The following is a 25193-nucleotide window of genomic DNA, read 5'->3' as shown; positions in this document are numbered from 1 at the left end:
GAGACGGTCGTGCCGACAATCCGGGAAAGGCTTGGCGCCGTAAGCGTCAAACACAAGCTGCTCGCCCTCTTCGGCTGCATTCTTGCCGGATTCTGCCTCATTTTCCTCGTCGATCTCCTGGAATCGCGGCGCATCGAGCGCACCCTGGAGCTGGAACGGCTGGCCGTTTCCGCCACCCTCGACGTATTGTCCATGCGCCGCCAGGAAAAAAACTACTTCCTGCGCCACGACGCCGCCTCCCTGGCCGCCGTGCGCAGGCACCAGCAGGCCGCGGCCGCGGCCATCGCGGCCCTCGGCGCCCTCGACCCGGGCAACGCGGCCGAGCGGGAAGCGGCCCTGCGCCTTCTGCGCGAATACCTCGCCGCCTTCACGGCCCTGGCCGGCAATTCCGAAGCGCCGGCCATGGACGCGCCGGCGGCCCTGTTCCTGGAACGCTCCCAGGCCCTGGACCGGCTGGAAGACGCGATTCCGCCCCTGTCGCGGGGGCTCGCCCGCCTGCGCGCCCAGGAAAAACGCTGGCTGGCCTCGGGCACGCCGGCAAGCCTCGCCCGCCTGGAGGGCGAGGCCGCGCAACTGGCCGCCCTGGCCCGCGCCGAACACGACGCCGCAGCGGCCGGACGCATCGACGAATACCTCGACGCCCTGCGCGCCTACGCCGGCCGGGTGGAGCTCGCCGGCTCGCCGAGCGCCGCCTTCGTGGCCGCGGCCAGGGCGCTCGAGCCCGTCACCGAGGGCCTGCGCAGCCACTACGAAGCCGAACGCGCAGCCATCGCCCGCGACGCGGCCATCGCGTCCACGGCCATCCAGGCCGCGGTCGTGCTGGCCGTGGCCCTGGCCGCCTGGGGCGTGTTCCGCTCCGTGGCCACGCCCCTGTCCGTGCTCGGCCGCCATGCGCGGCGGGTGGCCCGGGGCGAGCAGACCAACCTCGACCCCGCCGCCTTCTCCGGCGAATTCCGCAGCCTGGCCGAGGACATCGGGCGCATGGAAAAGCACCTCGTGGCCACCATCCTCGATCTGGCCCGCAAGGAACGCGAGGCCGCCGAGGAAGCCCGGCAGGCGCGCAAGGCGCGCAAACGCGCCGAGGACCTGAGCCGCGTCAAATCCAATTTCTTAAGCCTCGTCTCCCACGAGCTCAAAACCCCGCTCACCTCCATGGTCGGCTTCGCCCAGGTCATGAAGAAACGCCTGGAGCGCGGCCCCCTGGCAGAGGCCGGGGCCAGGGACCCGGAGCTGGCCGCCGAATGCGCGCGGTTTGGCGAGAACTGCGGCATCATGCTCGACGAAGGGCACAGGCTCACGGGGCTGATCGACAACGTGCTGGAACTGGCCGCCCTGGAATCCGGCGAAACCGACCTGGACATGGGGCCCGTGGCCGCGGAAGACGTGGTCGGACGCGCCGTGGAGCCATTTCTCGCGGTCATGTCGGAGAAAGGGCTGCAATTTTTGCGCGACATCCCGGCGGACCTGCCGCCGCTGCGCTGCGACCGGGAGCGCATGGTCTACGTGTTGCGCCACCTGTTTTCCAACGCCGTCAAGTTCACCGACGCCGGGCACGTGGCCTGCCGCGTGCGGCGCGAGGACGGCATGGCCGCCATCACCGTGGAGGACACCGGACGGGGCATCCCGTCGGCCATGCGCGAGGCGGTGTTTGAAAAATTCCTTCAGCTCGGCGATTCTCTCACCGGCAAGATGCCCGGGCTCGGCATCGGCCTTGCCGCCTCCCGGGCCGTGGTGGAACACCACGGCGGCAGCATCCGCATCGCCGGCGCTCCCGGCCGGGGCAGCCAGGTGACCGTGACCGTGCCCCTGGCCGAGGCGGCCTGAGGCAACGCGCTAGGCATCGCGAACGGTTCGGGCTATGCTGCCACGAGCCGGCCGCAACCAGCGAGGCAACCGCATGATCCAGGACGAACTCAGCAAGCTGCGCCTCAAGCTCATCGCCATCACACTGGCCTTCTCCTTCATCCCGCTCTTCAGCCTGGGACTTGGCCTCTACAACCGTTTCTACGAAACCTACCTCGACAAGGTCTACGAGAGCTTGAGCAACCTGGTCGAAAACAAGAAGGTCACCATCGACCTCTACCTGGCCGAGCGCGTGGCGCAGCTCTCCAATCTGGCCCTGACCGAATCCTACGGCGACCTTTCCCGCGAATCCTACCTGGAGCACATTTTCGGCGTGCTGCAAATGCACAGCAAGTCCTTCCTCGACTTGCAGGTCATCGACCAGAACGGCATCTGCACGGCCTACGTCGGCCCCTACAAGCTCAAGGGCATCGACTACAGCCGCGAGGAATGGTTCCACAAGGTCATGGCCCGGGGCATCCACGTCAGCGACGTGTTCCTGGGCTTTCGCAAGTACCCCCACTTCAACATCGCGGTCAGCCGCCGCGAAGGGGACAAGACCTGGGTGCTGCGCGCGGCCATCGATTCCGACATCTTCGACTCGCTCGTGCGCAGCATCCACCTGGGTAAGACCGGCGACGCCTTCATCCTGGCCGCGGACCACGTGCTGCAAACCAAGCCGCGTTTCGGCCACGCCATGTTCGACACCCTGGATTTCCCCAACATCCCGCGCTTTTCCGGCACCCGCGTGGAAAGCCTGACCATCGAGGGCCAGACGTCGCTGTACGCCATGACCTGGCTCAACCACAAAGACTGGCTGCTCGTGGTCAAGGACGACCCGCGCGAGGAGATGCTGCCCATCATGCGCGCGCGCTGGCTGCTCATCCTGCTGCTCGCCGGCGGGTCGCTGCTCATCGTCGGCGGCGCGGTCTGGGTCGCGAGCGGCACGGTGAGCGCGCTGGTGCGGGCCGAACGCGAGAAGGCCGCGCTCGACGCGTCGCTCACCCAGTCGAGCAAGATGGCGGCGCTCGGCAAGCTCGCCGCGGGCGTGGCACACGAGGTCAACAATCCCCTGGCCATCATCATGGAAAAAGCCGGCTGGATGCGCGACCTCTTAAGCGAGGAGGACATCAAGGCCAGCCCGAATTTCCAGGAATTCGAGGACGCGGTGTCCAAGATCGAGTTTCACGTGCGCCGGGCCAAGGACGTCACGCACCGCCTGCTCGGATTCGCGCGGCGCATGGAGCCGACGCAGGAGGACCTCGACGTCAACCTGCTGCTCGACCAGACCCGGTCGTTTCTGGAAAACGAGGCCAGCTTCCGCGGCATCACCTTCATCAGCGACTACCAGAAGGACATGCCGCGCATCGAATCCGACGCCTCCCAGCTCCAGCAGGTCTTCCTCAACATCATGGACAACGCCATCGACGCCATCGACAAGAACGGCACGATCACCGTGACCACGCGCCACCTGCCCGACTCCGGCGAAGTGGACATCGCCATCGCCGACACCGGCAAGGGCATGAGCAAGGATGCCCTGGAAAAGATCTTCGACCCCTTCTTCACCACCAAGAAGGTGGGCGAGGGCACGGGCCTCGGGCTGACCATCAGCTACAGCATCATCGAAAAGCTCGGCGGGCACATCCACGTCACGAGCAAGGAAGGACAGGGCACGACCTTCCACATCGCGCTGCCGATCGGGGCCTGACCCGGCGACGTCCGGCCGGGGCACGGCGCGCCGCCCGAAACGGCGCGCGGAATTGCGACACGAACACCTTGCCCGCGGGAGGGACGAATGGGATTGCGCGTACTGGCCGTGGACGACGAGGCCGATTTCCTCGAGACCCTGGTCAAGCGGTTCACCTACCGCCAGATCCCGGTCACGGCCGCGTCCAGCGGCCCCGAGGCCCTGGCCAAGCTCGACGCGGAGGCGTTCGACGTCGTCATCCTGGACATGCGCATGCCGGGCATGGACGGGCTGGCCGTGCTCAAGGAAATCAAAAAGCGTCACCCCCTGGTCGAGGTCATCATCCTGACCGGCCACGCCTCGGTCGAGGCCGGCATGCAGGGCATGTCGCTCGGGGCCTACGATTACGTGCTCAAACCCGTGGATTTCGGGGAACTTTTGGAAAAGGCCAAAAAGGCCCATGAACGCAAAGAGCTCAACGAAGCCCGAAGCCGGTCCTGACGGGTTCGTCTTTCCGCCGCTGTGGCCGCATACCGTGCTCGCGCCCGGGCTTGCCGGCGCGGCCGTGCTCGCCACGCTCCTCACGCCGCCGGAGATCGACGTGGTGCTGGCGCTCGTGGCCGGAGCCATCTGCATCGGCTCGGCGCTCACGCTGGCCCGGCGCATCCGGCGCGGCGAAGGAGAGTTGCGCGAAATGGACCTGCGCCTGCTCCACTCGCAAAAGCTCGCCGCCATCGGGGAACTGTCCTCGGGCATCGCCCACGAGATCAACAACCCCCTGGCCATCATCACCCAGGAGCTCGACCTGGCCCGCGAACTCACGGCCGGCTGCAAGGGCCTCCCGGACGAGGACCTCGCCGACGCCCGGGACAGCCTGCGCGAGATCGCCAAACAGGTGGACCGCTGCCGCCAGATCACCCACAAGCTCCTCAATTTCGCGCGCAAGGTGGAGCCCGTGCTCCAGGAGGAGGCCATCGAACAGGTTATCGAGGACATGGCGCTGCTCGTGGAAAAGGAGGCCAAGGGCCGTGGCGTGGCGATCCTGCGCGACTACGCCCCGGACCTGCCGCCCGTGCGCACGGACGTGCCGCTTTTGCGCCAGGTCATCCTGAATCTCCTCACCAACGCGCTCTACGCCACGCCCCAGGGCGGCTGCATCACCCTGGTCACGCGGCGCGAGGACGGGCGCGTGTCCGTGGCCGTGCGCGACACCGGCTGCGGTATCCCGCCGGAAAACATGACCAAGATCTTCGACCCCTTTTTCACCACCAAGGAGCCGGGCAAGGGCACCGGCCTTGGCCTGTCGGTGTCCCACGGCATCGTGGCGCGCCTGGGCGGATCGCTATCCGCGCAGAGCCAACCCGGACAGGGCGCGACCTTCACCGTGACCCTGCCCCTGTAACGCCAACATAATACTCCGGAGCATCCCATGGCCGACCCCATCCGCGTACTGATCGTCGACGACGAGGAACGTTTCCGCGACACCCTGGCCAAGCTCCTCAGCCGCCACGGCTTTTCCGTGCGCACCGCCGGCGGCGGCCAGGAGGCGCTCGCTCTTCTCGCGCAGGCACCCTGCGACGTCGTCGTGCTCGACGTGAAGATGCCCGGGCTTTCCGGCGAGCAGGCCTTGCCGCTTTTGCGCGCGGCCTGTCCCGAGGCCGAGGTGCTGGTACTCACCGGCCACGCCTCGGTCGATATCGCCTCGGTCATGATCGCCGGCGGCGCGGCCGATTATCTGCTCAAGCCCTGCCCCACCGAGGAACTCGAAGGGGCCATCCGCGCCGTCTACGACCGCCGCCAGGCGACCAGGCCCCGCTGACGGGCACGCGCGCCTTGACGCCACGGGGCGGGACGGACAAAAGAGCCTGATGCCGCAATTCCTCTCGCCCGCCCTTTTCCCCTATGTTTTTCCGGCCTTCGCCGCCGTGCTCGGACTCGTGCTCGGCAGCTTCTATTCCGTGTGCGTCTCGCGCGGCATCGCCGGTACGTCCATCGTGCGCCCGGCGTCCCATTGCCCGCACTGCGGCCATCCCCTCGCCTGGTGGGAACTGTTGCCGCTCGTGAGCTACCTGCTGCTGCGCGGCCGTTGCGCGGCCTGCCGGGAGCGCATCTCCGCGCTCTATCCGCTCATCGAACTGGCCTCGGCGGCCTGGGCCGCGCTTGCGGCCGCGGCCTTCGGCCCAAGCTGGTGGTTCGTCGCCTACCTGGCCCTGGGCGGGCTTTATATCGTGGCTTCGGGCATCGATTTCCAGATCTACCTGCTGCCCAACTTCCTCACCTATCCGGCCGCGGCCCTGGGCATCGCCATCGGCGCGACGCGCCCGGACATCGGGCCGATGCAGGCCGTCATCGGCGCGGTCGCGGGCTTCGGCGTCTTCTGGCTGCTCGCCGCCGGCTTCCGCCTGGCCAAAGGCGTCGACGGCCTGGGCGGCGGCGACGTCAAACTCATGCTCTCCATCGGCGGCGCGTGCGGCGTGCTCGGCCTGCCCTACGCCGTGCTCGTGGGCAGCCTCGCCGCGCTGCTCGCCAGCCCCTTCTACGTGCTCGGCAAGGGCCGGGGCCGGTCCATGCCCATCCCCTTTGGCCCGTTTCTCTGTTTCGGGGCCATGGCCTACATCCTTTACGGCCCCGCCCTCCTGCGCCTTTTGACGCGCCTGTAGAAAAATCGCCTTCCACCGCCGCTCGGGACTGGCGTTTCACAGTCTCCCTATGCTAGGCAGGAATAGCCGAAGTAGACGGCATCCACCAACCTGCAACGGAGGACGGCATGCGATTTCTCCACTACACCCTGGCAATGGCCCTGCTGTGCATCACCGTGACCGGATGCGCTCCGATGAAACCCGCGTCGCCCTCCATGTTCTTCGGCAACTGCATCACGCCCCCGGGGCGCGATCCCTGCGATTCCGACATGAGCATCTGCCAGGAGTTCGAAAACGTCATTACTCAGAAGTACGCCACCTCCGGCGCGTGTCGCACGGCGTGCAGCCAAGTCTACAATCGCCTCTATTATCAGGGCTACCAATTGCAAGATTGCGGCTACATGCTCGACCGCGGCAGCGACCTGTGCGACCAGGAATGCCTGCGCCAATACCCGGCGGCCAAATAGACGGCCCCTCCGGCGACAAGGCGGTCACGGTTTTCCTGCCGTAGCCGCTTTGTCGCTTGACAGCCGCCCCGTTCCGGCCCATCGATGCACCGGTAGCGCAATAATGCCCCGGCGGTTCCTTTTCCCATGACGCACACCACGCCCCCTTCTGCCCCGGCCGACGCCCCGCGTCTGGAAATCCTCAAGGATGCCGGGACGCTCACCCTGCGTCTCAGCGGCGCGTGGCGCAAGGACATCCCTTTTCCCGACCCGCGCCCCGTGCGCGACGCCCTGGCCGCCACGCCGCCACCGACGCGCCTGCGCTTCGACGCGGCCGGCGTCACCGCCTGGGACAGCCTGTTTCTCACCCACTGCCGCGCCGTCCTGGCCCTGGCCGGCGAGCGCCGCGTGGAGGCCGATCTCTCCGGGCTCCCGGCCGGTGTGGCCAGCCTGCTGGAACTGGCCAGCAAGGTCCCCGAACGCCAGGGGGCGGCCCGCAAGACCCGGCGCGCGCCCTTTCTCGAACGCATGGGCGACCTGGGGATTGCCGTCTCCCAGGCGATCATCAACCTGCTCGATTTCGTCGGCGACGTGACGCTCGCCTGTTTGGCCCTTTTCCGGGGCAAGGCCGTGTTCCAGCGTTCCGGGCTCGTGGCGCTGCTGTACCAGGCGAGCGTCGAAGCCCTGCCCATCGTCTCGCTCATAAGCCTCCTCGTCGGCCTCATCCTCGCCTTCGTCGGAGCCATCCAGCTCTCGCAATTCGGCGCGCAGATCTACGTCTCCACCATCGTCGGCATCGCCATGGTGCGCGTCATGGGCGCCATCATGACCGGCATCATCATGGCCGGCCGCACCGGCGCGGCCTACGCCGCGGAACTGGGCACCATGCAGGTCAACGAGGAAATCGACGCCCTGCGCACCTTCGGCTTCTCCCCGACCCAGTTCCTGGTGCTGCCGCGCATGATCGCCCTGGTCATCATGATGCCGCTTCTGTGCATCTACGCCGACATCATGGGCATCCTCGGCGGCTTCATCGTCGGGGTGTTCATGCTCCACATCAATCCCGTGCAGTACCTGACCCACACCTGGCAATCCGTGCCCCTGGCCAATTTCTGGATAGGGCTCGTACACAGCACCATTTTCGGCATCCTCGTGGCCATGGCCGGCTGCTACCGCGGCATGCGCTGCGGCAGAAGCGCCCTGGGCGTGGGCCAGGCCACCACCTCGGCCGTGGTCACGAGCATCCTCGCCATCATCATCGCCACGGCCATCATCACCGTGGCCTGCAACATCATCGGCGTGTAACCCATGGAAGCAAGCACCAACGCCGCCGCGCCCGCCGAAACGCCGGCCATACGGGTCGAGAACCTGACCATGGCCTATGGCGATTTCATCATCATGCGCGACCTCAACTTCACCGTGAACCGCGGCGACGTCTTCATCATCATGGGCGGCAGCGGCTGCGGCAAATCCACCCTGCTGCGCGTACTCGTGGGCCTCAAGGAGCCGGCCAAGGGCAAGATCCTCTACCGGGAAGGCAGCCTCTGGGACTCGGAGCCAGAGAAGCGCGACGCCATCCTGCGCCGCACCGGCATCCTCTACCAGTCCGGGGCGCTTTTCAGCTCCATGACCCTGGCCGAAAACATCGGCCTGCCCCTGTCGCAGTACACCCGGCTCAAGCCCAGGGACATCCGGGAACTGGCCTCGCTCAAGCTCGCCCTGGTCGGCCTCGCCGGCTTCGAGGACTTCTACCCGTCGGAAATCAGCGGCGGCATGTGCAAGCGCGCCGGGCTGGCCCGGGCCATGGCGCTCGACCCGGACATTCTCTTTTTCGACGAGCCCTCGGCCGGCCTCGACCCGGTGAGCGCCCACCTGCTCGACGAACTCATCCTGGAATTGCGCGAGAGCCTGCGCGCCACCTTCGTGGTCGTTACCCACGAACTGGCCAGCATCTTCGCCATCGGCAACAATTCGGTCTTTTTGAACGTCGAAACCCGGACCATGAGCGCCAGCGGCAACCCCAAGGAACTGCTGGCCCACACCACCGACCCCAACCTGCGCCACTTTCTGACCAGGGGCGAGAAATAGCCCGCCGCAAACGGCAACAGGCGAAAGGAACCCTCCGCATGAGCGCCAAAACCAACAAAACCACAATCGGCCTCTTCGTCCTCGGCGCCATAGCACTGGCCCTTGGAGCCATCGTGGCCCTGGGCTCGGGCACGTTTTTCACCAAGACCTACCGCTGCATCATGTTTTTCCCCAACTCCGTGGGCGGCCTCGAGGTCGGCGCGCCCGTGGTCTTCCGCGGCGTGCCCATCGGTTCTGTCAAGGAAATCAGCATCGAGGCCGACCCCACCCACCTCAAGTTCTATATCCCGGTGGTCGTGGAAATCCTCGGCGGCAAGATCAAGCTCACAGGCAAACCCGGGGAAAAAGACATGTCGCTGGCTGATGCCCGCAAGGAGAATCCCGGCAACCTCCTGGCGCAACTCGTGGACAAAGGACTGCGCGCCCAGCTCGTGACCCAGAGCTTCGTCACCGGGCAACTCGCCGTTTCCCTGGACCTCATGCCGGACACCCCCTTGCGGCTGGTGGGGCACAGCGACATCGCCGAAATCCCCACCGTGCCCTCGACCTTTGAAAAGCTCACCGAGACCATCAAGCAACTGCCGCTCCAGGAACTCGTCGATCGCCTCATCGGTGCGGTCACCGGCATCGAAACCCTCGTCAATTCGCCGCAACTCAAAGCGCTGCCGGGCAAAATCGACGCCACCCTCAACACCGGCAACACGCTGCTCCAGGACATCCGCGACAAGGTCGGCCCCCTCGCCCAAAACCTCGAAGAGGCCATTACCAACTTCGGCGATCTGGCCAAACACCTCGACACGCGCTCCGAGGGCCTCAGCAGCGCGGCCAAGAACACGCTCGGCTCCCTCGACACCACGCTCAAGGACAGCCGGTCCGCCATCAACAACTTCCAGAAAATCGTGAACTCCAATTCGCCCACGATCACCGACCTCAACCGGGCCTTGGCCGAAATCACCAACGCCGCGCGCGCCATACGCGAGTTCGCAAACTTCCTGGAACGTCACCCCGAAGCGCTCATCCAGGGCAAGGGAGCTCCCCGCAAATGAACACGAAATCCGCCGTCCGCAACGGCATCGTGGCCATGGCCCTCGCAGTCGGCATGCTGCCCCTCGCCGGCTGCGGCAAATCCGCGCCCACCCACTTCTATTCCCTCAACGCCACGCCACAAAAAAGCGATGCCGCGCCCGCCGGACCCTGCATGTCCGTGGGCGTGGGCCCCGTGGACTTTCCCGCCTACCTCGACCGGTCGCAAATCGTCACCCGGTCCGGCGGCAACCGCATGCACCTGGCCGAATTCGACCAGTGGATCGAAACCCCGCGCGAAAACTTCCAGCGCATCCTCACCGAAAACCTCGCCGGGCTCGTGTGCGCCAAACCGCTCGTCACCTACCCCTGGCCTACCGGCGGACACCCCGACCGCCAGATCGTCATCCAGGTCGCCCGCTTCGACGGCATGCTCGGCCAGGACACCGTGCTGCGCGCCAGTTGGTCCATCCTCGACGCCGACGGCAACAACGTCGCCTGGCGCTCCAACGAATACCGCGAATCCGTCGCCGCGCCCGACTACGAAAGCCTCGCCGCCGCCCAAAGCAAGCTCCTCGAACAATTCGCCAAAGACGTCGCCGCCTCGCTGCTCGGGAACTAGCCAGGGAACCGGGCCGCTGCCCCGGACCCCGGCAGGGCGCTGCCCTGCACCCGCCGGGGCTTTGCCCCGGACCCCGCCGGGGGGAGTCACTCCCCCCGGTCCCCCCGTTCGGCGTCGTGGCGCGGGGGAGGATGCGGGCACCGGGAGGCTTGGCGTTGGCGCAACGAAGAGGCGGCCGGGAGGGATGATCCCCCCCGGCCGCCGGAGCATTCTTCCTCTTCGCTTATTCTCTCCTAGGGCATGTTGATATCCAGGATATCCATGTCGTGGTGCAACGCGCGCAGCCGCCTTCCATTCTCTCCCCGGCCGTGCATAAAAAACACGCGCTTGTTCGGCCAAAGCAGCCGGAACTTTTCATCGGGCAGAATCGATCCCGGCCGCACCATCTCGAAGGCGGTCACGCTTCTGTCGAACCGCGCCGCGACAGTTTGCAGACTCGCCTGGGACCAGTATGCCACATGCCCCTTATGGGACATATACCTGTTGGCATCCTCGATCGGCCCTCCCGGATAAAAATCCGTCGTCCCGGCGACGATTCCTTCCGGGGCGAGACAGCTAAACAGTAAGCCGAACGATTCCAGGGGATTGACAAAGTGCTCGATCACCTCGACCGCCACGATGCCGTCAAACAGCCTCCCCCCGGGCAACGCGTCGGGTTGATCAAAGCGCTCCTCGCCGTGGACGCTCTTTTTATAGGCCACGACGTCCGGCGAAATATCGCAACCCACGACATCGACCCCTTCGGCCAATAGGCGGGCCAGTGTCGGCGTGTTGCCGGTTCCGAAAAGGAGAAACGACTTCATGCCGCATAACTGCTCCAGGATTTTGACGAGGCAGTACTCGCGATACCCCCCGCCCCCTGGCCCGGACCACGACCCTTCCATGCCCATGCCCCGACGCAACTGAGTTTCGTCGTAATCGCGCGTAAAGAGATGCCCGCAGAGGGGGCACGCGTAAAAGGTCCTGCCATAACCTCTTGTCGTCCCGGTTGGAGCGGCGCAGAGCGGACACATCATGAAGCGACCTCCTTTGCCAGCGCGAGACGCCGGCCGCGATCCCTGCCCCGAAAACGCGGCCGGCCGGAAGGGAATGCGCCACTTCCGGCCGGCCGGGACCTCATGCACGGGCATGTGCCGTGTCTTACGCGATTTCCCTAGAAGAACAAATCCCTGCGTCCGCATTCGATGTCATGCAAACGCTGGGCGGTGAGTTCGCGGATGCCGTCCTTGGGTATGGTGCCGAGAGCTTCCTTGATGCGTTCTTCGCCCACGACCTTGGTTTCAGGATCTGCGTAGTCGATCAGGTATTCCTTGAAGGTGAGCAGCGCGTTGGGCAGGCAGACGTTCTGGATGGTGCCGTCCTTGGCCAGGGACATGAAGCGGTCGCCGGTGCGGCCCTGGCGGTAGCAGGCGGTGCAGTAGCTCGGCACGAAGCCGCGCTGGCAGAGCATGCGGATGATTTCGTTGGGCGAGCGCTGGTCGCTTGGCTCGAACTGCTGGCCGTTGTTGGTGTTGTGGGTGGACTCGTGTTCGACGACGGTTTTCTGGTAGCCGCCGACGCCGGTGCAGGAGCCGGCGCTGATTTGCGAGATGCCGCAGTCGATGAGTTCGTCGCGGAAATCCGGCTCTTCGCGGGTGGAGAGAATCATGCCGGTGTAGGGCACGGCGAGGCGGATGATGGCGATGATTTTTTTGAAGGCCTCGTCGGGCACGAGATAGGGGAAGGTGTCGAGGTTGACGGCCCCGGCCGGACGCATGCGCGGCACGGAGATGGTGTGGGGGCCGACGCCGAAGGTTTTTTCCAGGTGTTCGGCGTGCAGGAAGATGGCCACGGTTTCGTATTTCCAGTCGTAGAGGCCGTAGAGCACGCCGATGCCCACGTCGTCGATGCCGGCCTTCATGGCGCGGTCCATGGCGGTGGTGTGCCAGTTGTAGTCGTGCTTGGGGCCGGAGGGATGGAGCTCGGCGTAGCGGTCGCGCTTGTAGGTTTCCTGAAAAAGGATGTAGGTGCCGATCTCCGCTTCCTTGAGTTTTTTGTAATCCTCGATGGTGGTGGCGGCGATGTTGACGTTGACGCGGCGGATGGAGCCGTTGCCGTCACGGATGCTGTAGATGGCGCGAATGGCGTCGGTGACGTATTCGATGGGGCAGTTCTTGGGGTCTTCGCCGGCTTCCACGGCCAGGCGCTTGTGCCCGAGCGATTCGAGGATCTCGATCTCGTTTTTGATCTCGTCCATGGTCAGGCGCTTGCGCAGCTGCTCCTTGTTGCTGCGCTTGTAGCCGCAGTAGACGCAGTTGTTGACGCAAAAGCTCGACAGGTACAGCGGCGCGAACAGGACGATGCGCTTGCCGTATATGGCTTCCTTGACCGTCTTGGCGGCCGTGAACATGCGCTCGAGCAAGGCCTTGTCCTCAACTTCGAGAAGCACGGCCACTTCCTCGGCGGTGAGGCCCTTGTACAGCAGGGCCTTGTCGATAATGGCCCCGACCTTGGCCGGATCGCCCGCCGCCGTTTTGGCGTTGGCAAGCGCTGCCGCGATACGCGCGTCGTCGATGAACGCGTCGGAAGTTCTTTGGGATTCGTCAATCATGATCTTGCTCCTTGTGCAAGGACTTGGACGTGAGCGCGGATTTGACCGTGACTCCGGGGAGATTCCCGAGCTTGCCTGTTAACGAACCGATCTCGTCGGTTGTGCCCTCGATGATGAGCGCCACCACGCCGGCGTGGTATTCGGGACGGGGGATGCCCATGCGGCCGAGAATCATGGCGCCGTGTTCGCTCAGCACGGCGTTGACTTTCTCCGAGGTATGCTTGGGATCCTCGATGACGATGCCGATCACGCCGATGCGTCTGTTCATGAACGTCCTCCCTTGACCATAAAAAAAGCCTTTTCCCGCCGGAGGCGAAAAAAGGCATGGGTTGCGTCGTGGTTCATGGCGGTATCCTCGGCGCGGGGTCACCCCCTTGCCAGCAGACAGCGGTTTTGTTGTGCGCCTTCGCGACAGGCCCAAGGGACCCGGCACGGCAGCAAGGCAACACTATGCCCTTTCACTGGGCTTGGCTAGTAGCACGAAAAAATATTTTGTACCACTATTTTTCCCCCGCCATCCTGCCGATAGCTTCCAAGAGTTCTGACGGCATGTCGGGACGATCCATGAATATGTAACTTTCTCGCCTAGATATCGTAGATACGAACTTGCTTCCCGAATCAGGATGGGATAGCCTCAAGCAAGGTAAAGGCGGCGTGCACTTCTCATGCAAACCGATGGCCCATCGGCGTTCACCCCGTTTCCCCGTCCCCGTCGCCCATGGCAAAAATACCGCCCCCCGCGGCAGCGCCGCTTCTTGATCCCGAGGCGTCGGAAGCAACACTTCCGACATCAGGCCCCGCGCCTGCGCCGGATTCTCAGGGTTCCCCGGATGCCGCCAACACATGCGGTTTTGCCGCAGACCACCGTGGGCAGGACGGCGAAGCGGACTTCGCCAAAGTCCTGCCGCAGACGGACGGCGCCTGGAGTTGGACCCCGGACACGGGGGAGGTTTCCTTTTCGGCTCGCTGGCTGGAACAATTGGGGTTCGCCCAGGGAGAGACACCGCCCGACCTGAAAGCGTACTGGGAGCGGATGCATCCCGATGACGTGGCGCGGGTGTCGCAGGCGCTCGAGGAGTGCGCCGGGAGAGAAAACACCTCCTTCACCCTGGAATTCCGGCTGCGCCACAAGGACGGCACCTACCGCTGGATGTTGTGCCGGGGCGGCGCGCTACGCGACGCTTCGGGCCGCGTGACGCGCTTGACCGGGGCCAATACGGACATCACCGCGCAAAAGGAGGCCGAGCAGGCGCTGCGGGAAAGCGAGGCCCGTTTTCGCATGCTGGCCCAGAACACGCCGGATGCGGTCTTCCTGCACGACATGGCCGGCAAGATCCTGGACTTCAACGACCAGGCCTGCCTGCTGCTCGGCTACGACCGGGAGACGCTCACGCGCCTTTGCGTCACGGATTTCGAGGTGTCCTGCCCTGCCGAGGTCCTGCACGGCATCTGGGCAAACATGCAGCCGGGCCCCTTTCGCTTCGAGGGACTGGCCCGGCGCGCCGACGGCACGACCTTCCCCACCGAGGTCCACGGCGTGGCGTTCATCGAACGCGGGCGCACCCTGTCCCTGGTCGCCGCGCGCGACCTGACCCTGCGCAAGCAGTACGAACAGCGCTTGGCCGAAGCCCGGGACGCGGCCATGAACGCCAACCGGGCCAAGACCGAATTTCTGGCAAACATGAGCCACGAGATCCGCACGCCCATGCACATCATCCTCGGCATGGCGGAACTCCTGCGCGAAACCGCCCTCGCGCCCGAGCAGGCGCGCTACCTCACTTCCCTGGAAAGCGCCGGGCAGGTGCTGCTCCACCTCATCAACGACATCCTCGACATCTCCCAGATCGAGGCCAACAAGCTCGAACTGCGACCGCAGTCCTTCGACCCGGCGGCGCTGGTCGGACAGGTGCGGGACATGATGGCCGTGGCCGTCGAGGAAAAGGGGCTGTCCTTCACCGTACGCCTGGACGCAAAACTGCCGGCGCGCATGGTCAACGACCCGGACCGGGTGCGCCAAGTGCTGCTCAACCTTCTGTGGAACGCGGTGAAATTCACGGCAGCGGGCGGCATCGCCCTCGAGGCCACGCGCTGCGGGGCACCCGGCGCGCCTTCGGGCGCGCCGGGCCTGCGGCTCGATGTGACGGACACCGGCGTCGGCATCGCGCCCGAGGACTGCGACCGTATTTTCGCGCCCTTCACCCAGGCCCGTGCCGGCAGGCGTCCCACCGGCACGGGCCTGGGGCTCGCCATCTGCAAAAGCCTGGTGGAGCGCATGGGCGGAGCCATTTCCGTGGACAGCGTGCCCGGGCAGGGTTCGCGCTTCACCTGCACCCTGCCGTCGCTGTCCGGCGAGAAGCACGATGCGTCCCGGCGCGAAAGCGCGACCTCCCCAACACCGCCGCCGCTTGCACGCCGACGCCGCCTGCTCCTGGTCGAGGATTCCCTGGCCAACCGGGAAATGGTCCGCCTGTTCCTGGACAAGGAGCCCTACGACATCGCCTTCGCCAGCACGGGCGTCGAGGCCCTGACACGGTTCGCCCCAGGGCGCTTCGACATCGTGCTCATGGACATGGAAATGCCCGAATTGGACGGCTGCGCCGCCACCGAAGCCATCCGGCGGGTGGAGGCCGTATCCCGCGCACCGCGCACGCCGGTGCTCATGCTCTCGGCCCACGCCTTCGCCGACTACGAGCGCAAGGCGCTGGCCGCCGGCTGCGACGCGTTCCTCACCAAACCCGTGCGCAAAGCCACGCTTCTTGGCACCCTGAGCGGCTTGCTCGCCGCGCCCCGGGACAGCGACTGATCTCCCGCCGCAAAACGGCAAACGTCCGGTGCGGCATCGCCGCACCGGACGTTTTCGCCGTCGCAGGCAGGTCGCGGGAACCTATTCCCCGACGATTTCCAGCACCGTGTCGCCGTAGGCGTCCTGCACGGGCTTCTTGATCTCAAGCAGCTCGATCCAGCGCCGCACCGTGCCGACGATGACGATAGCCATGAGCGCCAGGATGACGATGGCCAGGAAGGTCAGCAGGTACTTGCCCGCAGGCAGGTAGGTGTTGACGATCTGGAGATAGCCGGCCCATCCGGTGATGACGACCATGGCCAGGCCCGGAACGGCGGTCAGGGCCGCGTAGCGCGCCTTGCCCATGCGGATGATCATGGTCGTGCCGATGAGCAGGCCCACGGCGGCGAGCAACTGGTTGGACATGCCGAAAAGCGGCCAGATGGTCGAGATGTCGCCGGTGTAGACCAGATAGCCCCAGGCGAAGGTGAAGATGGCCGAGGTGCTGATGATGCCGGGCCACCAGTGCTTTTCCTGGAACTTGGGCACCACCTGGCCGATCATTTCCTGGAGGAAGAAGCGGCCGACGCGGGTGCCGGTGTCCACGGCCGTGAGGATGAACACGGCCTCGAACATGATGGCGAAGTGGTACCAGTAGCCCATGAGGTGGCTCATGAACGGGATCGACGAGAAGATGTGGGCCATGCCCACGGCCAGGGAAACCGCGCCGCCGGGACGGCCCTGGATGTTCTCGCCCACGGCCGAAGCCAGGGCGGGCAGGTCCACCGGGGTCATGCCGAGCTTGGCGAACACGGCCGGGACGGTGTTGATGGCGAAGTAGTCGGCGGGCATGAGCACGCAGGCCGCGACCAGCGCCATGATGGCCACGAAGCCTTCCATGAGCATGGCCCCGAAGCCGACGAAGAGCAGGTTGTGCTCGCTGTCGAGCATCTTGGGCGTGGTGCCCGTGCCGATGATGGCGTGGAAGCCCGAAAGCGCGCCGCAGGCGATGGTGATAAAAAGGAACGGGAACACCGCGCCGCCGATGATGGGGCCGCCGCCGCCCGTGAACTGGGTCAGGGCCGGCATCTGCAACATCGGGTGCACCCAGAAGATGCCCACGGTCAGGGCGAAGATGGTGCCGACCTTTAAGTAGGTGGACAGGTAGTCGCGCGGGCACAGCAGCAGCCATACCGGCAGCACCGAGGCCACGAAGCCGTAGAGCGGGATGGTGAGCGCGATGGCCGGGCGGGGCAGGTCGAAAATGGGCCGCCAGAACGGGCTCTCGGCCACGTACGGGCCGACCAGGATGGTGATGAACATGAGCGCCACGCCGATGACCGACGCGCCGAGCACGTCGCCGTCGCGCCACTTGTGCAGGTACACGCCCATGATCAGCGCGATGGGGATGGTGGCGAAGACCGTGAACGAGCCCCAGGGGCTGTCGTGCATGGCGTTGACCACGGCCAGGGACAGGCCGGCCAGGGTCAGGATGAGGATGAACAGCACGGCCACGGAAGCCACGCCGCCGGTCGCCTTGCCGACTTCCTTGCTGGCGATGTAGGCCAGGGAACGGCCCTTGTGGCGCACCGAGGCGAACAGCACCACCGTATCGTGGACGCAGCCCGCCAGCACGCAGCCGACGAGAATCCAAAGCGCCCCCGGCATGTAGCCGAACTGCGCGGCGAGCACCGGGCCGATGAGCGGTCCGGCCGCGGCGATGGCCGCGAAGTGGTGACCGAAAAGGACGAACTTGTTGGTCTTCACGTAGTCCTGTCCATCGGCCATGGTGATCGCCGGCGTCAGGCGCGAGTCGTTGACGCCGAGGACTTTCTTGGCAAAGAAAAGTCCGTAAAAGCGATACCCTATGGCGAAGATGCACAGGGCGGCAAAGACCAGGGTCAGGGCGTTCATACCAGCCTCCCGTGTTTGACCGCCCGTCTCGGGGACGGCCTGTTGCCGAGTTCGGCCCCGTGATGCCACCGGGGAAAACCGACAACAATGCCCCCCACGCGAAAGGGATAATCGAGGGGCTGAAACGACGATTTCAGGGGCTGGCTGACAGGGCCTCGGGGGCCGGGCCGGCGGCGGGCACGCGGAAGGTGATCCGGCTGCCCCGGCCCGGGGCGTTGTCCACGCGCAGCCCGTACTCGGGGCCGTAGAGCTGGATCAGGCGCTGGTTGGAATTGCGCGCGCCCACGCCCTCGGCCAGGGATTCGAGGGAGCGCGGCGAAAGGATGACGTCCACCACGTCGCGGCTCATGCCCAGGCCATCGTCCTCCACGGCCACGCAGAGGTGGCCGTTTTCGCGGCGCGCGGCCACGCGCACCCGGCCGCCCTCCTCCCGGCCTTGCAGGCCATGGCGGACGCTGTTTTCCACAAGCGGTTGAATGATCAGCGGCGGCACGAGCCATTGCTCGCAGCCCGGCTCCAGGTCGATCTCGCTTCGGATGCGCTCGCCGAAGCGGGCCTGTTCGATGGCCAGGTAGGAGCGCACCTGGTCCATTTCCTCGGACAAGCGCACGAGGCCTCGCGAGCTGTCCAGGTTGCGGCGCATGTAGCGGGCGAGGTCGAGCAGGAGTTCCCGGGCCTGGCCCGGCGCGGTGCGGCAAAACGAGGCGATGGTGTTGAGGGAATTGAAAAGGAAGTGCGGGTTGATCTGGGCCTGGAGGCGGCGGATTTCGGCGTGGGCCAGCAGTTGGTTGGCGATGCCGATGTCCTCCAGTTCGAGCTGGGTGGAAAAAAGCGCGGCCAAGCCCTTGGCCAGTTCGAACAGGGGCGTGTCCAGGGGGCGGTCCTTGGTGCCGTAGAGCTTGAGGCAGCCGCGGATTTCCGCGCCCTTGCGCAGGGGCACGACAATGGCCTCGCGCAGCGGACAGCCGGCCTTGGCGCAGCCGATGGATTCCGCATCGTGGAGAAAAAGCGCCTGCCCGGACTCGATGGCCTGCTGCGTGGCCCGGGTGCGCCAGTGCTCGCCGGAGCGGTGGTGGTCCTCGCCGGCCCCGACATGGGCCAGGATGGCGGATACGCCCGTGACGGCCACGGCGGCCACGCCCGTCTCGGCCAGGATGATTGCCGCCGTGGCCTGGGCCGACTGCGGGGTGAGGCCGCCGCGCAGGTGGGCCACGGTCTTGCTCGCGATGGAGAGGATGCGTCTCGCCTCGGTCGAGTCGCGCAGTTCGCGCAGCCGGCGCTGCACGCCGAGCGCCTTGACGAAGATGGCCGCGCCCATGGCGTTGATGACGATCATGGGTGCGCCAATGACCTCGACGAGGTCCACGGCCTCGGCAAAGGGCCGCGACAGCGCGAGCACGAGGCCCATGTGGACGGTTTCCCCCACGATGCCCAGGGCCATGGCCACGCCCCAGTCCAGGGACTTGCCCGGATAGCGCCGGGCAATGAGCCCCGCGGCCGTGCCCTCGAGGAACGTGGCCAGGGCGCAGGGCAGGGCCGAAAACCCGCCCACGTCGATCAGGTAACGGTGGCCGCCGGCGATGAGCCCGGCCCCGATGCCGACCACCGGGCCGCCGAAGAGCCCGGCCGTGATCACGCCCATGGCGCGCAGGTTGGCGTAGGAATGGAAGACGTAGTTGCCGGTATAGGTGCCGAGGATGCCGAAGATGCCAAAAAGGACCGTGACGGCGAGCATGCTCCACAGGGCCCTTTCCCGTCCCGTGCGCATGCGCTCGAACGGGGCGAGCGTCATGATGGCGAAGCCGCCGGCGAGCAGCAGGCCGAAACGCTGGGACAGGTTCAGGAACAGGTCCGGAACGGCGGGAACGAAGATGTCGAGATTCATGCCGCTCCCCTCCTACAGCCCGAGGCGCTCCTTGAATTCGCGCACGCGGTTGCGGCTGACCGTGACTTCCGTACGCTGCGGGTCGCCGAGCACGAGCAGGTACTTGCCGCCGATCCAGGGCGAGAGTTCGGCCACGCGCTCGAGGTTGACCAGCGCGGCGCGGTTGGCGCGGAAAAAGGACAGTCCGGCCAGACGCTCCTCGGCCCGGGACAGGGTTGGCAGGCCGTGGCAGGGAAAGCGCCCCTGGTCGGTCAGGGCGTTGACGCCCTTGTCGTCGGCCTCGAGGCAAAAGACTTCCGCCGCGGGCAAAAGCGCGATGCGGCCGTGGCGCTCCACGGCGACGCGCGCGCAGGCCCTGCCGCCGCCACAGCCAAGCCCGGCCAAAAGCGCGGCCATGGCCTCGGCCTCGCGGGCCTTTCCCGCGGCCAGCCGCCCCCGGGCGCGCTCGAGGCTCACGGCCAGGCGCTCGGGCGAGACGGGCTTGAGCAGGTAGTCCACGGCGTTTTGCTCGAAGGCGGCCACGGCGTACTGGTCGTAGGCGGTCACGAAGATGAAAAGGGGCACATGGGCGCAGTCCATGGCCTGGCGCAGCACGTCGAAGCCGTCTTGGCCGGGCATGCGGATGTCGAGGAGCACGAGGTCGGGCCTGTCCGCCTCGATGGCGGCCAGGGCTGCGCGGGCGCTGTCCGCCTCGCCGACCTCGATGTCGGCGTGGGCGCCGAGCAGGTAGGCGAGCTCGTCGCGAGCCGGCTTTTCGTCGTCCACGACCAGGGCGCGCAGCTTCATGGCGCGACGGTAGCGCCGCGCCCCGGGCCTGTAAAGAGGGTTCCCGCGACGCCGGGACCTGCCGGGATCAAGTGCCTTTTTTCGGCTCGCCCGTGGTCTGCGGCGTCCACACGGGCGTGGCCGAGTTGGCGCTGTCGCGCAGGTCGCACGGCTCGGCCTCGCACACCGGGCAGCGGGCGTCGACGCAGGGGTCGGCGTGGATCATGACGTCGGCCTCGGGCCCCAGGCGCGAACGCAGCAGTTGCTCCATGGCGTCCACATGCCGGTGAGCCTCGGCCAGGGTCATGTCGCGGGGCAGGATGAGGTGCAGGTCCACATGGACACGCCGGCCGGCCTTGATCGCGCGCAGGCGGTGGATGTCGATCCAGGCCGGCTGGCGGTTTTCCCGGAGCAGCGAGCAGATTTGTTCGAGCAACACCGGGTCGGACTCGATCATGAAGCCCGAAACCGAGCGGCGCACGAGCCCCACTCCGGCCCAGGCGATGTTGACCCCGACCAGGCAGGCGACCAGGCCATCGAGCCACAGCCAGCCCGTGCCCCAGACCAGCCCCAGGCCCACGAACACGCCGGCCGAAGTATAGACGTCCGTGAGCACGTGCTTGCCGTCGGCTTCGAGCGTCAGCGACCCGGAACTGCGTCCCTGGCGCACGAGCCGCATGCCCAGCCACAGGTTGACGCCGCCCGCGGCCGCGAGCAGGGCAACGCCCGCGCCGAGGTTGGGCATGGGCGCGGGATGGAAAATCTTGTCCCAGGACTCGTAGAAGATGCCGATGGACGCGAGCAGGATGAGCATGCCCTCGAGCCAGGCGGCGTAGTATTCGATGTTGCCGTGGCCGTAGGGGTGGCGCTCGTCGGGCGGCGAGTCGGCCACGGTGACGCTCAGTACGGCAAAGGCCGCGGCCACGACGTTGATGATGGATTCCAGGGCGTCGGAAAGGATGGCCGCGGAACCGGTGAGCAGCCAGGCCGCCATTTTGACGAGCAGCAGCGCCACGGCGACCCCCAGGGACAAGCGGGCCGCCCGGACCTCGGGAGAGGATTTCGGGGGCGTCGTTTCGCGCATGGCGCGGGTGTTACCGCGTGCCGGCCGCCATGGCAAACGGCGTTTCGGCGTCCCCCTCGCCGGCATCATGGCGGGTTCGCACGACAGGGACCGCCGCGCCAGCGGGAAAGGTCACGGTCACGGCCCCGTCGCTGCGGGTGGCATAGACGCGGCAGCCGCGTTTTAGCAGGAACGCCACGAGCTTGGGCGCGGGAAAGGCCCAGGTGTCGCCGCAGCTGGCGATGGCCGCCCGGGGCGAAACCGCGGCGAGAAACCGCCGGGAAAGGCCCGTTGCCGAGCCGTGGTGCGGCAGGACGAGCACGTCCGCGGAAAGCTGCGCGCCCGAGGCGGCCAGGCGCGAGAGCACGCCGCGCTCGGCGTCGCCGGGAATGACGGCCAGTCCCCGGCCGTTTCGCGTCAGGCGCAGGACAAGCGAACCGTTGTTGCCCGAGCGGTCGTCGTCCGGGCCGGGGTGCAGCACGGCAAGGGCCAGCCCGTCGCCGAGGTCGATGGCGTCGCCCGCGGCCAGGGAGGCATGGGGGATGCGCCGCGCTTCCAAAGCCGCGGCCATGGGCGCGGCGAGCGCGCCCTCGGGCGTGCCGCCGTTGTCGAAAAACGCGCCCACCTCGAAACGCGCAAGCAGCGAGACGAAGCCTTTGACGTGGTCGGCGTGGGGATGGCTGGCGAAGGCGGCGTCGATGCGCGGCGGCCGGCCGTCGGTGAGAAACGCGCCCACGACATGGCGGCCCACGTCGAAATCGCCGTAAAGCCCGCCGGCGTCCACCACGAACCTGCGCCCGCGCGGCAGTTCCAGGACCACGGACTGGCCCTGGCCCACGTCGAGGACGGTCAGGCGCACCGCGCCGTCGAGGTCAACGACGACGCGAGAGAACGTCGGGGCGACGAGCAGGCACAGGCTCGCGGCCAGGGCCGCCGTGGCGCGCCGCCCCCCGGCCAGGGCCACTGCGAGCCCGGCGAGAAGGCCCAGACAGCCGAGCACCTCGGGCCAGGTCGGGCGCAGGATGGCGGCCACGGGCAGCAGGCCGTGGCCGGCCAGGAAATCGAGCGCGCGCATGAGCCCCTGGCAGCACGCGGCCGCGCCGCCGAGCAGCCAGCCGCCAAGGACCGCCCCGCCCGGCACGACCGCGCAGGCAAGGCCGGCCAGGGCCAGGGGCATGGCCAGCGTGCCCAGCACGGGCAGCCAGAAGAGGTTGACCCAGAAGCTCGGCGTGACGTCGCCGTAGAGCCGTGCGACAAGGGGCAGGACCGCCGCCTCGGCGCAGATGCTGGCCCAGAGGATGCCGCCGGCCCAGGCGAGCACGCGCGGGCGCGTGACGCGCGGGCGCGTGACGCGCGCCAGCGCCGCGTTGCCGCGCAGCCGGCGCGGCAGGGGCCAGAGCACGCCGATGCCGGCCACGGCCAGGGCCGAAAGCTGGAGCCGGGGGTCGTAGGCGGCAAGGGGCGCGAAGCAAAGGATGGCGGCAAGGGCCAGGAACAGGCCGTCGAGCAGCGCCTTGTCGCGACGCAGCGCCAGCATGAGCCCGAAGGCGGCGAACATGAGCGCCGCGCGCATGAGGCTCGGCGAGGCCCCGCCCAGCCAGCAGTAGGCCGCAACCAGCGGTCCGGTCAGCAAAAGCGCCAGGTGGGGCCGGGGCAGACGCAGGCAGATGCCGGGAAAAAGCCGGACCACAAACACTGTCAGGGCCAGGCCCATGGCGGCCACGAACCCCACATGCATGCCGGACAGAGCCAGGGTGTGTGCGAGCGACGCCCGGCGCACGAGATCGACGTCCGCGGCGGAAAGGCCCGCGCGGTCGCCGAAGACAAGCGCCAGGACCATGGCCCGCCCCGCCTGCGCGGCGGCGTCCGGCGCCTCCCGCGCCGCCAGGAGCGCTGCCGTTTTTTCCCGCAGCGCCTCGCGCCAGCGCGCCGGGCCGTCGCGGCTTTGCGCCAGAAGCGCGACCTGCCCCTTGTCGCCCCGGACGTAGGCGCGCCAGAAAATCCCCTCCAGGCGACGGCTGAAGGCGAAATCCGCCCCCCCGGGGTTGTCGAAGCCACCGGTCGTGCGCACGCGGGCCGTGACGCCAAGACGCGCGCCAGGCACGGGGCGAAAGGCCGGACGGTCGATGGTCAGCAGCAGCTTTCCGGGCAGGGGCGCGCCCCCTGCCGCGCCCTCCGTGACCGTCGCGTCCTCAAGGACCACGCCGAGCCGTCCCCCGGGGCGGCCCTCCACGGCGGCCACCCGGCCGGCGACGGCGCAGGGCTTGCGCCCCGCGACGCACGCGGGGACTTCCTTTGGCGCTGCCGGCATGGCGAGAAATCCGGCGGCATAGCCGAAAACGAAGGCCAGGCAGAGCGCAAGCAGGCGCGGCCGGCCCGGGGCGGGCCGGGGGAAGAGCGCGAGCAGCAACAAACCGCACAGCGCGGGCAAAGGGAAGGCCACGGCGAGGATGCCCGCGGCATAGGCCGGCAGGCAGGGATGCCAGGGGAGCAGCGGCGCGGCGCGCGGCGGTGAAGCGGGCGGTCGTTTGCGGCGTGGCCCCATGGTCGGCAATCCCCTGCTGCGCCGGGCAGCGGCGCGGCCCCATTTCTACGGCCCCTGCGTGCCTCGCGCAAGGCCGGCTTGTCAGGACACGGCCGAGCAGGTACAACGGCGGCGAATCTCGAAAAAGTCCTTGCCCGCCCGGGCCAGGGGGGGATGCCGTCATGCCGCGACCTTTCAGCCTGCTCTTGCTCGCCTGCTGCTGCCTTGGCGCGTGGGGCTGCGCCAAACATACCCTGCCGATCATCACGCCCCAGGAATTCGAAGCATCCTGCCGCTCCGATCCGGCCGGGGCGGTCTCGGCCTGCGCCTCCCGCGTCTGCGGCGTGTTCCAGGCGGTGGCCACGGACTACCACGAGGACATGGCCGCCTGCCAGGCGTCGTGCAAGCAGCGCGCCATGGAACTCGAAGCCGACGTGCCGGGCCCGTGCGCGGCCAAGGTGCAACAGACCCGGGACACCTGCCTGGAATTTTGCAACCGCAAATTCTACCGGTGCAACTGCGCCAAATAGCCCGCGGGCGGTCCACGGGCCGTTGGCGTCGCGCCGGGTCCGCCGCCGCTTCCGGCGGCGGGCGAAACCGCACAAGGAGTAAGCGATGGCGGTCAAAAAGATCCTGATGCTCGTCGGTGACTACGTCGAAGACTACGAAGTCATGGTGCCCTACCAGATGCTCGTCATGGTCGGACACGACATCAAAACCGTGTGCCCGGGCAAGAAGGCCGGGGAAACGGTGCGCACGGCGGTCCACGACTTCGAGGGCGACCAGACCTACAGCGAAAAACCCGGCCACAACTTCCAGCTCAACTACGACTTCGACGCCGTGGACGAGAAGTCCTTCGACGCCCTGGTCGTGCCGGGCGGGCGCGCGCCGGAATACATCCGGCTCAACCCGCGCGTCATCGAGATCGTCAAGCATTTCGGCGCGGCGAAAAAACCCATCGCGGCCATCTGCCACGGCCAGCAGGTGCTGGTGGCGGCGGACGTGGTCTCCGGCTGCAATTGCATGGCCTACCCGGCCGTGCAGCCGGATATCGAACGCGCCGGCGGCACCTACGTCGGCCCCAACGCGACGTTCACCAACGCCGTGGTCAGCGGCAACCTCGTCACCGGCCCGGCCTGGCCGGCCCATCCGGAATGGATGCGCAAATTCCTGGAGATGCTCGGCACGAAAATCGAACCGTAGCCTTTGCCTGGGGACGCGCCGCAAAGGGCCGACAAGGCTCCGCGCGGCGCGCCGTCGGCGGGCCCGTGTCGCCCACGCGGCCCCTACGCTGCCGGATTGCCCCGGATTCTTCTCTTTTTT

At 67.2% G+C, this 25193-nt stretch carries 22 protein-coding genes; 14 read left to right on the top strand and 8 right to left on the bottom strand.

The genetic code is table 11. From position 1 onward, the window contains the following. Nucleotides 1–9: 9 nt before the first annotated feature. The 11 genes from Q368_RS0104965 (at nt 10) to Q368_RS0104915 (ending at nt 10347) form a co-directional block, all read left to right on the top strand. Entirely contained in the window at nt 10–1824 is a 1815-nt protein-coding gene (locus Q368_RS0104965) for a sensor histidine kinase (protein ID WP_245611283.1), read from the top strand. A gap of 73 nt (nt 1825–1897) precedes the next feature. Continuing rightward, nucleotides 1898–3550, top strand: coding sequence for a sensor histidine kinase (locus Q368_RS0104960; protein ID WP_029457796.1), 1653 nt, complete (start codon nt 1898–1900; stop codon nt 3548–3550). Between the two features lie 87 nt (nt 3551–3637). Next, nucleotides 3638–4030, top strand: coding sequence for a response regulator (locus Q368_RS0104955; protein WP_029457794.1), 393 nt, complete (start codon nt 3638–3640; stop codon nt 4028–4030). Beyond that, a complete protein-coding gene (locus Q368_RS0104950; protein WP_029457792.1) occupies nt 3990–4931 on the top strand; it encodes a sensor histidine kinase in 942 nt (313 codons plus the stop codon). The genes Q368_RS0104955 and Q368_RS0104950 overlap by 41 nt, the downstream gene beginning before the upstream one ends. Before the next feature lie 27 nt (nt 4932–4958). Next, entirely contained in the window at nt 4959–5348 is a 390-nt protein-coding gene (locus Q368_RS0104945; RefSeq protein WP_029457790.1) for a response regulator, read from the top strand. 49 nt (nt 5349–5397) lie between these two features. Next, a complete protein-coding gene (locus Q368_RS0104940) occupies nt 5398–6189 on the top strand; it encodes a prepilin peptidase (RefSeq protein WP_029457789.1) in 792 nt (263 codons plus the stop codon). Nucleotides 6190–6296: 107 nt separating this feature from the next. Further along, complete coding sequence (locus Q368_RS26740) at nt 6297–6635, top strand: hypothetical protein (protein ID WP_029457787.1); 339 nt, start codon at nt 6297–6299, stop codon at nt 6633–6635. Nucleotides 6636–6761: 126 nt separating this feature from the next. Continuing rightward, nucleotides 6762–7919 (top strand): ABC transporter permease, encoded by a 1158-nt coding sequence (locus Q368_RS0104930; protein WP_029457785.1) that lies wholly within the window; start codon nt 6762–6764, stop codon nt 7917–7919. Between the two features lie 3 nt (nt 7920–7922). After that, nucleotides 7923–8702, top strand: a complete 780-nt coding sequence (locus tag Q368_RS0104925) for an ABC transporter ATP-binding protein (RefSeq protein WP_029457783.1) — start codon at nt 7923–7925, stop codon at nt 8700–8702. 38 nt (nt 8703–8740) lie between these two features. Beyond that, nucleotides 8741–9748: an MlaD family protein gene (locus tag Q368_RS0104920; RefSeq protein ID WP_029457782.1), complete on the top strand. Its 1008-nt coding sequence runs from the start codon at nt 8741–8743 to the stop codon at nt 9746–9748. Continuing rightward, nucleotides 9745–10347: a PqiC family protein gene (locus tag Q368_RS0104915; protein ID WP_029457780.1), complete on the top strand. Its 603-nt coding sequence runs from the start codon at nt 9745–9747 to the stop codon at nt 10345–10347. Before Q368_RS0104920 ends, Q368_RS0104915 begins: the two co-directional genes overlap by 4 nt. A 233-nt stretch (nt 10348–10580) precedes the next feature. Here Q368_RS0104915 and Q368_RS23730 read toward each other — a convergent pair whose 3' ends face one another. The 3 genes from Q368_RS23730 to Q368_RS0104900 all read right to left on the bottom strand — a co-directional run bounded on the left by Q368_RS23730 (nt 10581) and on the right by Q368_RS0104900 (nt 13205). After that, a complete protein-coding gene (locus Q368_RS23730) occupies nt 10581–11363 on the bottom strand; it encodes a class I SAM-dependent methyltransferase (protein WP_029457778.1) in 783 nt (260 codons plus the stop codon). Between the two features lie 137 nt (nt 11364–11500). Beyond that, on the bottom strand, nt 11501–12937 hold the full coding sequence (gene hydG, locus Q368_RS0104905; RefSeq protein WP_029457777.1) for a [FeFe] hydrogenase H-cluster radical SAM maturase HydG: 1437 nt from the start codon (nt 12935–12937) through the stop codon (nt 11501–11503). Next, on the bottom strand, nt 12930–13205 hold the full coding sequence (locus Q368_RS0104900) for a TM1266 family iron-only hydrogenase system putative regulator (RefSeq protein WP_029457775.1): 276 nt from the start codon (nt 13203–13205) through the stop codon (nt 12930–12932). The genes hydG and Q368_RS0104900 overlap by 8 nt, the downstream gene beginning before the upstream one ends. 450 nt (nt 13206–13655) lie before the next feature. Here Q368_RS0104900 and Q368_RS22945 point away from each other — a divergent pair, with 450 nt between their 5' ends. Continuing rightward, nucleotides 13656–15740, top strand: a complete 2085-nt coding sequence (locus Q368_RS22945) for a PAS domain-containing hybrid sensor histidine kinase/response regulator (RefSeq protein ID WP_084158680.1) — start codon at nt 13656–13658, stop codon at nt 15738–15740. A gap of 81 nt (nt 15741–15821) precedes the next feature. Here Q368_RS22945 and Q368_RS0104885 read toward each other — a convergent pair whose 3' ends face one another. From Q368_RS0104885 to Q368_RS0104865, 5 genes are all read right to left on the bottom strand, one after another. After that, nucleotides 15822–17633 (bottom strand): carbon starvation CstA family protein, encoded by a 1812-nt coding sequence (locus Q368_RS0104885; RefSeq protein ID WP_029457771.1) that lies wholly within the window; start codon nt 17631–17633, stop codon nt 15822–15824. Nucleotides 17634–17766: 133 nt separating this feature from the next. Next, a complete protein-coding gene (locus Q368_RS0104880; protein WP_029457769.1) occupies nt 17767–19518 on the bottom strand; it encodes a LytS/YhcK type 5TM receptor domain-containing protein in 1752 nt (583 codons plus the stop codon). Nucleotides 19519–19530: 12 nt separating this feature from the next. Next, nucleotides 19531–20304 (bottom strand): LytR/AlgR family response regulator transcription factor, encoded by a 774-nt coding sequence (locus Q368_RS0104875; protein WP_029457767.1) that lies wholly within the window; start codon nt 20302–20304, stop codon nt 19531–19533. Nucleotides 20305–20371: 67 nt separating this feature from the next. Then, the gene (locus Q368_RS0104870; protein WP_029457766.1) at nt 20372–21367 is read right to left on the bottom strand and encodes a cation diffusion facilitator family transporter; all 996 of its coding nucleotides are present in this window, start codon (nt 21365–21367) and stop codon (nt 20372–20374) included. Nucleotides 21368–21377: 10 nt separating this feature from the next. Then, nucleotides 21378–23891 (bottom strand): ComEC/Rec2 family competence protein, encoded by a 2514-nt coding sequence (locus Q368_RS0104865; RefSeq protein WP_084158679.1) that lies wholly within the window; start codon nt 23889–23891, stop codon nt 21378–21380. Nucleotides 23892–24052: 161 nt separating this feature from the next. Here Q368_RS0104865 and Q368_RS0104860 point away from each other — a divergent pair, with 161 nt between their 5' ends. Further along, the gene (locus tag Q368_RS0104860) at nt 24053–24400 is read left to right on the top strand and encodes a hypothetical protein (protein WP_029457762.1); all 348 of its coding nucleotides are present in this window, start codon (nt 24053–24055) and stop codon (nt 24398–24400) included. Nucleotides 24401–24485: 85 nt separating this feature from the next. Then, entirely contained in the window at nt 24486–25073 is a 588-nt protein-coding gene (locus Q368_RS0104855) for a DJ-1/PfpI family protein (RefSeq protein ID WP_029457760.1), read from the top strand. The last annotated feature ends 120 nt before the right edge of the window (nt 25074–25193 follow it).

This window comes from Solidesulfovibrio alcoholivorans DSM 5433 (genome assembly GCF_000702665.1).
GTDB classification, from domain to species: Bacteria; Desulfobacterota; Desulfovibrionia; order Desulfovibrionales; family Desulfovibrionaceae; genus Solidesulfovibrio; species Solidesulfovibrio alcoholivorans.
Note: the sequence above shows the minus strand (reverse complement) of the source record. Positions and strands in the feature narration are given on the sequence as shown.

Excerpts from the sequence above, each read along its gene's own strand:
- Q368_RS0104960 (WP_029457796.1), top strand. The coding sequence starts at position 1,898 with ATGATCCAGGACGAACTCAGCAAGCTGCGCCTCAAGCTCATCGCCATC.
- Q368_RS0104955 (WP_029457794.1), top strand. The coding sequence starts at position 3,638 with ATGGGATTGCGCGTACTGGCCGTGGACGACGAGGCCGATTTCCTCGAG.
- Q368_RS0104950 (WP_029457792.1), top strand. The coding sequence starts at position 3,990 with ATGAACGCAAAGAGCTCAACGAAGCCCGAAGCCGGTCCTGACGGGTTC.
- Q368_RS0104945 (WP_029457790.1), top strand. The coding sequence starts at position 4,959 with ATGGCCGACCCCATCCGCGTACTGATCGTCGACGACGAGGAACGTTTC.
- Q368_RS0104940 (WP_029457789.1), top strand. The coding sequence starts at position 5,398 with ATGCCGCAATTCCTCTCGCCCGCCCTTTTCCCCTATGTTTTTCCGGCC.
- Q368_RS26740 (WP_029457787.1), top strand. The coding sequence starts at position 6,297 with ATGCGATTTCTCCACTACACCCTGGCAATGGCCCTGCTGTGCATCACC.
- Q368_RS0104930 (WP_029457785.1), top strand. The coding sequence starts at position 6,762 with ATGACGCACACCACGCCCCCTTCTGCCCCGGCCGACGCCCCGCGTCTG.
- Q368_RS0104925 (WP_029457783.1), top strand. The coding sequence starts at position 7,923 with ATGGAAGCAAGCACCAACGCCGCCGCGCCCGCCGAAACGCCGGCCATA.
- Q368_RS0104920 (WP_029457782.1), top strand. The coding sequence starts at position 8,741 with ATGAGCGCCAAAACCAACAAAACCACAATCGGCCTCTTCGTCCTCGGC.
- Q368_RS0104915 (WP_029457780.1), top strand. The coding sequence starts at position 9,745 with ATGAACACGAAATCCGCCGTCCGCAACGGCATCGTGGCCATGGCCCTC.
- Q368_RS23730 (WP_029457778.1), bottom strand. The coding sequence starts at position 11,363 with ATGATGTGTCCGCTCTGCGCCGCTCCAACCGGGACGACAAGAGGTTAT.
- hydG (WP_029457777.1), bottom strand. The coding sequence starts at position 12,937 with ATGATTGACGAATCCCAAAGAACTTCCGACGCGTTCATCGACGACGCG.
- Q368_RS0104900 (WP_029457775.1), bottom strand. The coding sequence starts at position 13,205 with ATGAACAGACGCATCGGCGTGATCGGCATCGTCATCGAGGATCCCAAG.
- Q368_RS22945 (WP_084158680.1), top strand. The coding sequence starts at position 13,656 with ATGGCAAAAATACCGCCCCCCGCGGCAGCGCCGCTTCTTGATCCCGAG.
- Q368_RS0104885 (WP_029457771.1), bottom strand. The coding sequence starts at position 17,633 with ATGAACGCCCTGACCCTGGTCTTTGCCGCCCTGTGCATCTTCGCCATA.
- Q368_RS0104880 (WP_029457769.1), bottom strand. The coding sequence starts at position 19,518 with ATGAATCTCGACATCTTCGTTCCCGCCGTTCCGGACCTGTTCCTGAAC.
- Q368_RS0104875 (WP_029457767.1), bottom strand. The coding sequence starts at position 20,304 with ATGAAGCTGCGCGCCCTGGTCGTGGACGACGAAAAGCCGGCTCGCGAC.
- Q368_RS0104870 (WP_029457766.1), bottom strand. The coding sequence starts at position 21,367 with ATGCGCGAAACGACGCCCCCGAAATCCTCTCCCGAGGTCCGGGCGGCC.
- Q368_RS0104865 (WP_084158679.1), bottom strand. The coding sequence starts at position 23,891 with ATGGGGCCACGCCGCAAACGACCGCCCGCTTCACCGCCGCGCGCCGCG.
- Q368_RS0104860 (WP_029457762.1), top strand. The coding sequence starts at position 24,053 with ATGCCGCGACCTTTCAGCCTGCTCTTGCTCGCCTGCTGCTGCCTTGGC.
- Q368_RS0104855 (WP_029457760.1), top strand. The coding sequence starts at position 24,486 with ATGGCGGTCAAAAAGATCCTGATGCTCGTCGGTGACTACGTCGAAGAC.